This is a genomic window from Methylorubrum podarium (genome assembly GCF_022179745.1).
Classification (GTDB): domain Bacteria; phylum Pseudomonadota; class Alphaproteobacteria; order Rhizobiales; family Beijerinckiaceae; genus Methylobacterium; species Methylobacterium podarium.
Window position 1 is genome coordinate 1 of record NZ_BPRD01000151.1, and the last position, 8,988, is coordinate 8,988.

Genomic DNA, 8,988 nt, shown 5'->3' on the forward strand with positions numbered 1-8,988 from the left:
GCCCGGCGCGATCCTCGTCTGCGGGCGGTTCGAGGGCGTGGACGAGCGGGTGATCGAGGCGCGCGCCCTCGAGGAAGTGTCGATCGGCGACTACGTGCTCTCGGGCGGCGAGATCGCGGCGCTGGTGCTGATCGATGCCTGCGTGCGTCTGCTGCCCGGCGTGATGGGCAAGCACGCCTCCGGCGTCGAGGAGAGCTTCGAGGGCGGGCTCCTCGAATACCCGCACTACACCCGGCCGCGGGAATGGGAGGGGCGGACGATCCCCGACGTGCTGATGGGCGGCAACCACGCGGCCATCGCCCGCTGGCGCGCCGAGCGCAGCCGCGCCCTGACGCGGGCGCGCCGGCCCGACCTGCTGGATGGCGAAGAGCCTTAGACGGATCTTCTACATATCTGTTCTTCCGGTGACTGAAGGACCGTTCTGTCACCTGCAACACACACCAGGCCGAATGTTAGAAAGGCCGCTTGCATTGCGGCCCACAATCCGTCATTTCCGGCGGCGGGACACCTCCCCCCAACGGGAGGCGCTCATCTGGAAGGATGGCTGACATGACGGCTCAAAAGCCCGCCGCGCGCCCGCGCGTGCCCTATTTCTCGTCCGGCCCCACGACCAAGCGTCCCGGCTGGACCCTCGATGCCCTCTCCGGCGCGGCGCTCGGCCGCTCGCACCGCTCGGCCGCCGGCAAGGCGAAGCTCGCCGAGGCCATCGAGCTGACCCGCAAGGTCCTGCGCGTCCCCGCCGATTACCGCATCGGCATCGTCCCCGGCTCCGACACCGGCGCCGTCGAGATGGCGATGTGGTCGATGCTCGGTCCCAAGACCGTCGAGGTCATGGCCTGGGATTCCTTCGGCGCCGAGTGGGTCACCGACGCGCTGAAGGAGCTCCAGATCGATCCGGTCGTCCGCACCACCGAGCACGGCATCCTGCCGGCGCTGGACGCGATCGACACCCGGAACAACGACGTCGTCTTCACCTGGAACGGCACCACCGCCGGCGTGAAGATCCCGCACAGCGACTGGATCGCCGACGACCGCGAGGGCGTCACGATCTGCGACGCGACCTCGGCCGCCTTCGCGATGCCGCTGCCGTGGGACAAGCTCGATGTCGTCACCTATTCCTGGCAGAAGGTGATGGGCGGCGAGGCCGCGCACGGCATGTTGATCCTCTCGCCGCGCGCGGTGGCGCGCCTCGAGAGCCACACCCCGGCCTGGCCGATCCCGAAGGTGTTTCGCCTGACCAAGGGCGGCAAGCTCATCGAGGGCATCTTCAAGGGCGACACCATCAACACGCCCTCGATGCTCGCGGTCGAGGACTACATCGACACCCTGAGATGGGCCGAGAGCATCGGCGGCCTCGACGCGCTGCACGCGCGGGCGGACGCCAACGCCAAGGTGGTCCACGACTGGGTGGCGCGCACCCCCTGGATCGGCCACCTCGCGGTGGACCCGGCGACCTACTCGAACACGGGCGTCTGCCTCGTGATCACCGACCCGGACGTGCTCGCCAAGGGCGACGCCGTGGTCAAGAAGGTCGCCGCCGGCATCGTCGGCCGCCTGGAGGCCGAGGGCGTAGCCTTCGACTTCGGCGCCTACCGCGACGCGCCCGCCGGCCTGCGCATCTGGTGCGGGGCCACCGTCGAGGCCTCCGACCTCGCGGCGCTCACCCCCTGGCTCGACTGGGCCTTCGCCCAGGAAAAGGCGGCGCTCGCCGCCGCGGCGGCCTGAGGGTCCGAGACGCCATGATGGCCGGTCGCGAGACCGGCCATTTGCTTATCAACGCGCTCCAGCGATCCGCCGGTGCCTTGTTCCGCGCGCTGCGCGAACCGGCCACGCTTCGCCGAGAAGCGAGCGATCCTGCGCGCCTGCCTGACGCGAGGTGCTTTCCATGACCAAGCCCACGACCAAGGTCCTCATCTCCGACGCCCTGTCCGACGCCGCCGTCCAGATCTTCCGCGATCGCGGCATCGAGGTCGATTTCCAGCCCGGCCTCGGCAAGGACAAGGAGGCTTTGGCCGCCATCATCGGCGACTACGACGGCCTCGCCATCCGCTCCGCCACCAAGGTGACGGGCAAGCTGCTCGCCGAGGCCACGCGGCTGAAGGTGGTCGGCCGCGCCGGCATCGGCGTCGACAACGTCGACGTCCCCGCGGCCACCGCCAAGGGCGTGATCGTGATGAACACGCCGTTCGGCAACTCGATCACCACCGCCGAACACGCCATCGCGCTGATGTTCGCGCTCGCCCGACAGATCCCCGCGGCCGACGCCTCGACGCAAGCCGGCAGGTGGGAGAAGAACCGCTTCATGGGCGTCGAGCTGACGGCCAAGACGCTCGGCGTGATCGGCTGCGGCAATATCGGCGCCGTGGTCGCGGACCGGGCGCTCGGGCTGAAGCTGAAGGTCGTCGCCTACGATCCCTTCCTGACGCCGGAGCGCGCCGTCGAGATCGGCGTCGAGAAGGTCGAGCTCGACGAGTTGCTGGCGCGGGCCGACATCATCACCCTCCACGTGCCGCTCACCGACAAGACCCGCAACATCCTCTCGGAAGAAAACCTCGCCAAGACGAAGCGCGGCGTGCGCGTCATCAACTGCGCCCGCGGCGGTCTCGTGGACGAGGCGGCACTCCGCGCGGCCCTCGATTCCGGCCACGTGGCGGGCGCGGCCTTCGACGTGTTCGTCACCGAGCCGGCGACCGAGAACCCGCTCTTCGGCCACCCGAATGTGATCTGCACGCCCCATCTCGGCGCCTCGACCTCCGAGGCGCAGGAGAACGTGGCGCTCCAGGTCGCCGAGCAGATGGCCGACTACCTGCTGAGCGGCGCCATCACCAACGCGATCAACTTCCCCTCGATCTCGGCCGAGGAGGCGCCGCGCCTCAAGCCCTTCGTCGCGCTCTGCGAGAAGCTCGGCTCGTTCCTGGGCCAGCTCACCGAAGCGCCGATCAAGGGTATCCGCATCACCTACGAGGGCGCGGTGGCCGGGATGAACACCCGGGCGCTCACCTCCGCGGCGGTGACCGGCGTGCTGCGCCCGATCCTGCAGGAGGTGAACATGGTCTCGGCCCCCGTGATCGCGAAGGATCGCGGGATCGTCGTGGACGAGGTCAAGCGCGAGGGCGGGGCGAGCGACTACGAGTCGGTGGTGCGCATCACCGTGGACGCCGAGGACATGCCGCGGGACGCCGCCGGCACCGTCTTCCACGACGGCCGGCCGCGCGTGATCGAGATCCGCAGCATCGACATCGACGCGGCCTTCGCGCCGCACATGCTCTACGTGCGCAACCACGACAAGCCGGGTTTCATCGGGCGTCTCGGCACCGTGCTCGGGGATGCGGGCGTCAACGTCGCGACCTTCGCGCTCGGTCGCGAGGCCGAGGGCGGCAACGCCATCGCCTTCGTGGCGGTGGACGGCGAAGTGTCCCCCGAGGTGCTGAGGGCGATCGAGGCGATCCCGCAGGTGAAGCGTGTGCGCCCCGTGCGGTTCTGAGGCCGATCCTGGCCAGCCCCCTGACGGCGACGACGCGGTTGCTTCCGCGCCGTCCCCCCTCCCCTCCTACCTCGAGGACCGCACGATGGGTTGCAAGGTCACCGTCCGCTGCGCCTGGGACGAGGCTGCGGGCGTCTTCTTCGTCCACGACTCGCCGGTTCCGGGCCTCGCCACCGAGGCGCCCACCATGCCGGCCCTGCTGTGCAAGCTGCCCGGCATGATCCGGGACCTGCTCGGCCTGGACGACGGCGCCTATATCGACATCTACGTCGAGCGGGTCGCCCGGTAAGAGCGTCGCGCCGGGGCGTTCCCGGCGCGGCGCTCAGGCGAGGGCGTCGAGCTTCCCGTACCGCTCCGCCAGCAGGTAGTAGAAGGTCAGCCGCGACTTGGAGCGGGTCGCCTTCATCGTCTCGCAGACCTCCTTGACCGCGGCGTCGAGGTCGTCGCCGGACAGGCCGAGCTTCTTCTCCAGGAAGTTCTTGCGCACGGTCTCCAGCTCCGCCTTGTCGGAACAGGCGACGTAGCGGGTGTCGGCCTGCGACAGGACGAGCCGGTAGGTCTTCTCCAGACCGGCGACGGCGGCCTCGTTGACCGGCTTCTTGGCGTATTTCTTCACGTCCTCCAGATGATCGGACATCGCGGCCTCCTGCGGTTCGGACCGTGCGACGCCTCTCGTCGCGGGCGGCGGACCGAGATTGATCGATTCGGCGCCGCTGTCATGTCTTCGCGAGGCGGAAGCGGAAGTCCTCCACACTATTCCCGGCCCGATCGGCCCAATGAGGACTGTTTCGCAGCGATCGCCGCCTCGCCGTCCGCAGGATCGGCAGGTCCCGCGGCATGTCCCGCGGCATGACATCGGGGATTGGCGCGCGCGGGCTCTTCGTGCGACAGGGAGCCTATGAAGATCGACGGACGTCCCTACCGCACCATCTTCCCCGAGGCCGACGGGCAGGCCGTCACGGTCATCGACCAGACCCGGCTGCCCTTCGCGTTCGAGCTGAAGCGGCTGGCCAATCTCGACGATGCGGCCGTGGCGATCCGCACCATGGTGGTAAGGGGCGCGCCGCTGATCGGCGTCACCGCCGCCTACGGGCTGGCGCTGGCCATGCGGGAGGACGCGCGCGAGGCGGGCATCGAGCGGGCATCCGCGGCGCTGGCCGCGACGCGGCCGACCGCGATCAACCTGCGCTGGGCCCTCGACCGGATGGCCGCCATGCTGCGCCGGGCGCCGGAATCCGAGCGCGCGGCGATCGCCTTCGCGGAGGCCGCCCGGATCGCCGACGAGGACGTTGCGAGCTGCCGCGCCATCGGCGAGCACGGCGCCAGGATCCTTTCCGGGATCGCCGCGAAGAAGGGCGGTCCCGTCAACGTGCTGACCCATTGCAACGCCGGCTGGCTCGCCACCGTCGATTGGGGCACGGCGCTGGCGCCGATCTACGTCGCCCACGATGCCGGCGTGCCGGTCCACGTCTTCGTGGACGAGACCCGGCCGCGCAACCAGGGCGCGGCGCTCACCGCCTTCGAACTCAACGCCCACGGCGTGCCGCACACCGTGATCGCCGACAATGCCGGCGGCCACCTGATGCAGCACGGACAGGTCGATGTCTGCATCGTCGGCTCGGACCGCACCACGGCGTCGGGCGACGTCTGCAACAAGATCGGCACCTACCTGAAGGCGCTCGCGGCCTCCGACAACCGCATCCCGTTCTACGCGGCGCTGCCCTTCTCCACCATCGACTGGACGCTGTCCGACGGGGTGCGCGACATCCCGATCGAGGAGCGCGACGCCCGCGAGGTCACCCACCTCACCGGCCGCACCGACGACGGCGCCTTCGCCACCGTGGCCGTGGTCTCGCCGGGAAGCCCGGTGGCCAACCCGGCCTTCGACGTGACGCCCGCCCGCCTCGTCACCGGCCTCATTACCGAGCGCGGCGTCTGCCCGGCGACCGAGGAGGGCCTGGCCGGCCTGTACCCGGAGCGGCGCAAGGCCGCCTGAGGCGCGCGGAAACGGGGCCGTCAATCCTTCATCGGATCGTGGCCCCAGTTCATCAGCGAGAGGCGCCAGGGCGAGTCCTTCATCTTGGACTTGTCGTCGGGGCCGCCCTGCTTGAGGTGGCGGTGCACGTAGCCCACCACCTTCTTCATGTGCGCGTAGTCGTCGTCGGAGAGGTCGGCCTTCTTCTTGTGGAGGATCTCGACGATGCGGCGGCCCTGCTTGTGGCCGGTGGCCTCGCCGCCGTCCTTCTTCTGGCCGACCGACTGGCTCTCGTCGGTCTCCAGGAACTTCTCCAGGGCCGAGGCGGTCATGTTCACCGCGCCCTTGAAATCCTTCCAGATCGCCTCGTGATCGTCGGCCCCGGCCATGGCAGCCCTCCCCTCTCGATATCCTCTCGGTGTCGTCGGGGACGGGAACAGGGGTTTTTCAGGCCCGGTTCCGCCTGAGCGCCGCTAGGGTGCGCCCTGCGCGCTTGGGCCGCGCGGGCGGCCGGCGCTCAGCCGCCGCCAGCGGATCACCAGGGAGACCGAGACGACGAGAAGGCCGGCGCAGAAGCCCGCCCAGATGCCACGCCCGCCCATCCCTGCGCCCCAGGCGAGCGCCGCCCCGAGCGGCACGCCGATGCCCCAGTAGCCGGTGAGCGCGATCAGCATCGGCACCTTGGTGTCCTGCAGGCCGCGCAACGCCCCGAGCGCCACCGACTGCACCCCGTCCGAGATCGCGAACAGGGCCGAGAAGACCAGGAAGCCGGTCGCCACCGGAAACACGCTCGCTGCGCCCGGCGCCCCGGCGTCGAGGAACAGGCCGATCAGGGTGCGCGGGGCGACAAGCTGCACCACGGCGCAGGCCACCATGAAGCCGAAGCCGAGCCAGAGCGCGACGGCACCGGCCCGGCGCAGAGCCGCCCGATCGGCGGCGCCGTAGGCGCGGCCGACCCGCACCGTCGCCGCCTGCCCGATGCCGTTGGGCACCATGAAGCAGGTCGCCGCGATCTGGAGCGTGACCGCGTGGGCGGCGAGCGGCACCGTGCCGAAGGTGCCCATCGCCACCGTGGCCGCCTCGAACAGCCCGGCCTCGGCGATCCCCGCCACGCCCATCGGCAGGCCGACCTGCACCACGCGGGCGAGGCGCTCGGGATCGAGGCGCCAGAGACGGGCGAACATCCGGTGCCGGTGAAGGCTGCGGTCGAACCGGATCACCAGCACCAGGGCAGCGAGCGCCAGGAACTCGGTGAGCACCGTGCCGAGGGCCACGCCGACGATGCCGAGCTGCGGCGGCCCGAAGGCGAGGAAGGCGCCGAGGCCGAGATTGAGCGGCAGCGCGGCGAGGCTCACCGCCAGCGGCGGCCCCGGCCGCTGGAGCGCGGCGAGCGCACCCTTGAGCACCATGAAGGCGAGGGCCGGGATCATCCACCATTGCAGCACCCGCATGTAGCGGCCGGCATCCCGCGCCACCGCCGGCTCCTGCCGCAGCAGTTCGAGCAGCTCCTCCGTGAACCAGAGCACCGGCATCAGCGCGAGGGTCACGAGGAAGCCGACCCACAGGCCCGCCCGGACCGTGCGCCGCACCTCGCCGGCCCGCTCCACGCCCGCCTCGCGTCCGACCGACTCGGCGACGAGGGGCGCCACCGAGGAGGTGAGGCCGATGCCACCGATGAACAGCAGCAGGTAGAGGCTGGTGGCGAGCGCGCCCGCCGCGATGGGCTCGGCACCGAGCCGGCCGAGCAGCACCGTGTTCGAAGCCACCAAGCCGTGCTGGGCGAGGTTGATCAGGACGAGCGGGCCGGAAAGCCGCAGCGTCGCGCGCAGCTCGTCGAGCCAGGGCGAGGCCGGCGGCCGGCCGAGGCCGCTGGCCGCGAGGCTCGGTGAAGACGTCACGTCGTCCGCTCCGTTCGTTCGCTCACGAGGCCGGAGCCGGCGCCCGATCCCCCAGGAAGCCGCCGGACTGGCGCCGCCACAGGTCGGCGTAGAGGCCGCCCCGGCGGATCAGCTCGGCATGGGTGCCCTCCTCCACGATCCGGCCGCGATCGATCACGATCAGCCGGTCGAGGGCCGCGATGGTCGAGAGCCGGTGGGCGATGGCGAGCACGGTCTTGTCGCCCATCAACGTATCGAGCGCCTCCTGGATCGCCGCCTCGACCTGGCTGTCGAGCGCGCTCGTCGCCTCGTCGAGGATGAGGATCGGCGCGTCCTTGAGGATGACGCGGGCGATCGCGATGCGCTGGCGCTGACCGCCGGAGAGCTTCACCCCGCGCTCGCCGACATGGGCGTCGTAGCCGCGCCGGCCCTTGTGGTCCACGAGGTCGAGGATGAAGTCGTGGGCATGCGCCAGCCGCGCCGCCCGCTCGATCTCGGCGTCGGACGCGTCCGGGCGGCCGTAGCCGATGTTGTCGCGGATCGAGCGGTGCAGGAGCGAGGTGTCCTGGCTCACCATGGCGATGGCGCCGCGCAGGGAATCCTGCGTCACCCCGGCGATGTCCTGGCCATCGATCAGGATGCGCCCGCCCTCGACGTCGTGCAGGCGCAGGAGCAGCGCGGTGATGGTGCTCTTGCCGGCGCCGCTGACGCCGACGAGCCCGACCTTCTCACCCGGACGGATGTGGAAGGAGAGGTTCTCGATGATGCTGGCGTCGCCCCGCCCGTAGTGGAAGTCCACGTTCTCGAAGCGGATGTCGCCGCCGGTGACGTGCAGCGTCCGCGCGTCCCGCGCGTCGGTGAGCGCGTGCGGACGGGCGATCGTCTGCATGCTCTCCTGGATCACGCCGACATTCTCGAACACGCCGCGCACGGTCTGCATCACCCAGCCCGACATCGCCATGAGCCGAAGGACCAGCGCGAGGCCGGCCGAGGCCTCGCCTGTCGTCATCGCGCCGCGCTGCCACAGGGCGAAGCAGACGGCGGCCGTGGCGAAGAGGAGCAGGCTGTTGAGGCCGCCGAGCAGGCTCGTCGTCAGCGTGGTGAGCCGGAACTGGTGCAGATAGGCCTTCGTGTGGGTGTCGACCGCGTCGCGCACGGCGGCGCGCTCCTCGCGGTCGCGGGCGAACAGCTTGACGGTGAGGATGTTGGTGTAGCTGTCGACCACCCGGCCGATCAGCGTCGAGCGGGTCTCGGCGGTCAGGTGCGAGCGCTTGCGGGCGCGCGGCACGAACCACGCCGTCAAGCCGGCATAGGCCGCGACCCAGACCACGACGGGAAGCGCCAGCCACGCCGAGATCGAGGAGAACAGCCCGATCGCGGTGACCGCGTAGATCGCGACGTAGAGCAGCGTGTCGATGAACACGACGGCGAGTTCGCGCACCGCCGGACCGACCTGAACGGTGCGGTTGGCGAGCCGCCCGGCGAAATCCGCCTGGAAGTACGAAAGGGAGTGGCCGAGCGTGTAGAGATGCGTGCGCCAGCGGATCTGGTTCGTCGATTGCGGCACGACCAGCTGGTTCGAGACCACTTCGTGCAGCCAGATCGTGAACGGGCGCACCACGAGGAGGAGCAGCGCGGCGAGCGTCAGCGGC

Annotated in this window: 9 protein-coding genes; 5 read left to right on the forward strand and 4 right to left on the reverse strand. The window is 70.5% G+C overall.

All coding sequences use genetic code 11. The features are described from left to right. From trmD to MFF42_RS07960, 4 genes are all read left to right on the forward strand, one after another. A partial coding sequence (gene trmD, locus MFF42_RS07945) for a tRNA (guanine(37)-N(1))-methyltransferase (RefSeq protein WP_373875157.1) occupies window positions 1–376 on the forward strand: 376 nt, incomplete at its 5' end. Between the two features lie 173 nt (window positions 377–549). Continuing rightward, window positions 550–1,725: a phosphoserine transaminase gene (locus MFF42_RS07950; RefSeq protein WP_238255256.1), complete on the forward strand. Its 1,176-nt coding sequence runs from the start codon at window positions 550–552 to the stop codon at window positions 1,723–1,725. 160 nt (window positions 1,726–1,885) lie between these two features. Next, window positions 1,886–3,484, forward strand: coding sequence for a phosphoglycerate dehydrogenase (gene serA / locus MFF42_RS07955; RefSeq protein ID WP_238255257.1), 1,599 nt, complete (start codon window positions 1,886–1,888; stop codon window positions 3,482–3,484). 85 nt (window positions 3,485–3,569) lie between these two features. Then, window positions 3,570–3,773, forward strand: a complete 204-nt coding sequence (locus MFF42_RS07960; RefSeq protein WP_238255258.1) for a DUF1902 domain-containing protein — start codon at window positions 3,570–3,572, stop codon at window positions 3,771–3,773. Window positions 3,774–3,806: 33 nt separating this feature from the next. Here the strand turns inward: MFF42_RS07960 and MFF42_RS07965 are convergent, their stop codons facing one another. Further along, window positions 3,807–4,121, reverse strand: coding sequence for a DUF2853 family protein (locus MFF42_RS07965; RefSeq protein WP_238255259.1), 315 nt, complete (start codon window positions 4,119–4,121; stop codon window positions 3,807–3,809). A 261-nt stretch (window positions 4,122–4,382) separates the two neighbouring features. Between MFF42_RS07965 and mtnA the strand changes: the two genes are divergently transcribed. Next, window positions 4,383–5,480 carry an S-methyl-5-thioribose-1-phosphate isomerase gene (gene mtnA / locus MFF42_RS07970; protein WP_238255260.1) on the forward strand — a complete coding sequence of 366 codons (1,098 nt, stop codon included), beginning with the start codon at window positions 4,383–4,385 and terminating at the stop codon, window positions 5,478–5,480. Window positions 5,481–5,500: 20 nt separating this feature from the next. On the opposite strand, the gene MFF42_RS07975 is transcribed toward mtnA, so the two are convergent. The 3 genes from MFF42_RS07975 to MFF42_RS07985 form a co-directional block, all read right to left on the reverse strand. Beyond that, entirely contained in the window at window positions 5,501–5,848 is a 348-nt protein-coding gene (locus tag MFF42_RS07975) for a DUF3140 domain-containing protein (RefSeq protein ID WP_238255261.1), read from the reverse strand. A gap of 84 nt (window positions 5,849–5,932) precedes the next feature. Continuing rightward, window positions 5,933–7,357 (reverse strand): MATE family efflux transporter, encoded by a 1,425-nt coding sequence (locus MFF42_RS07980; RefSeq protein ID WP_238255262.1) that lies wholly within the window; start codon window positions 7,355–7,357, stop codon window positions 5,933–5,935. A 22-nt stretch (window positions 7,358–7,379) separates the two neighbouring features. Then, a partial coding sequence (locus MFF42_RS07985; protein ID WP_238255263.1) for an ABC transporter ATP-binding protein occupies window positions 7,380–8,988 on the reverse strand: 1,609 nt, incomplete at its 5' end.

Coding starts and splice junctions, on each gene's coding strand:
- MFF42_RS07960 (WP_238255258.1), top strand. CDS start 3,570: ATGGGTTGCAAGGTCACCGTCCGCTGCGCCTGGGACGAGGCTGCGGGC.
- serA (WP_238255257.1), top strand. CDS start 1,886: ATGACCAAGCCCACGACCAAGGTCCTCATCTCCGACGCCCTGTCCGAC.
- mtnA (WP_238255260.1), top strand. CDS start 4,383: ATGAAGATCGACGGACGTCCCTACCGCACCATCTTCCCCGAGGCCGAC.
- MFF42_RS07950 (WP_238255256.1), top strand. CDS start 550: ATGACGGCTCAAAAGCCCGCCGCGCGCCCGCGCGTGCCCTATTTCTCG.
- MFF42_RS07965 (WP_238255259.1), bottom strand. CDS start 4,121: ATGTCCGATCATCTGGAGGACGTGAAGAAATACGCCAAGAAGCCGGTC.
- MFF42_RS07975 (WP_238255261.1), bottom strand. CDS start 5,848: ATGGCCGGGGCCGACGATCACGAGGCGATCTGGAAGGATTTCAAGGGC.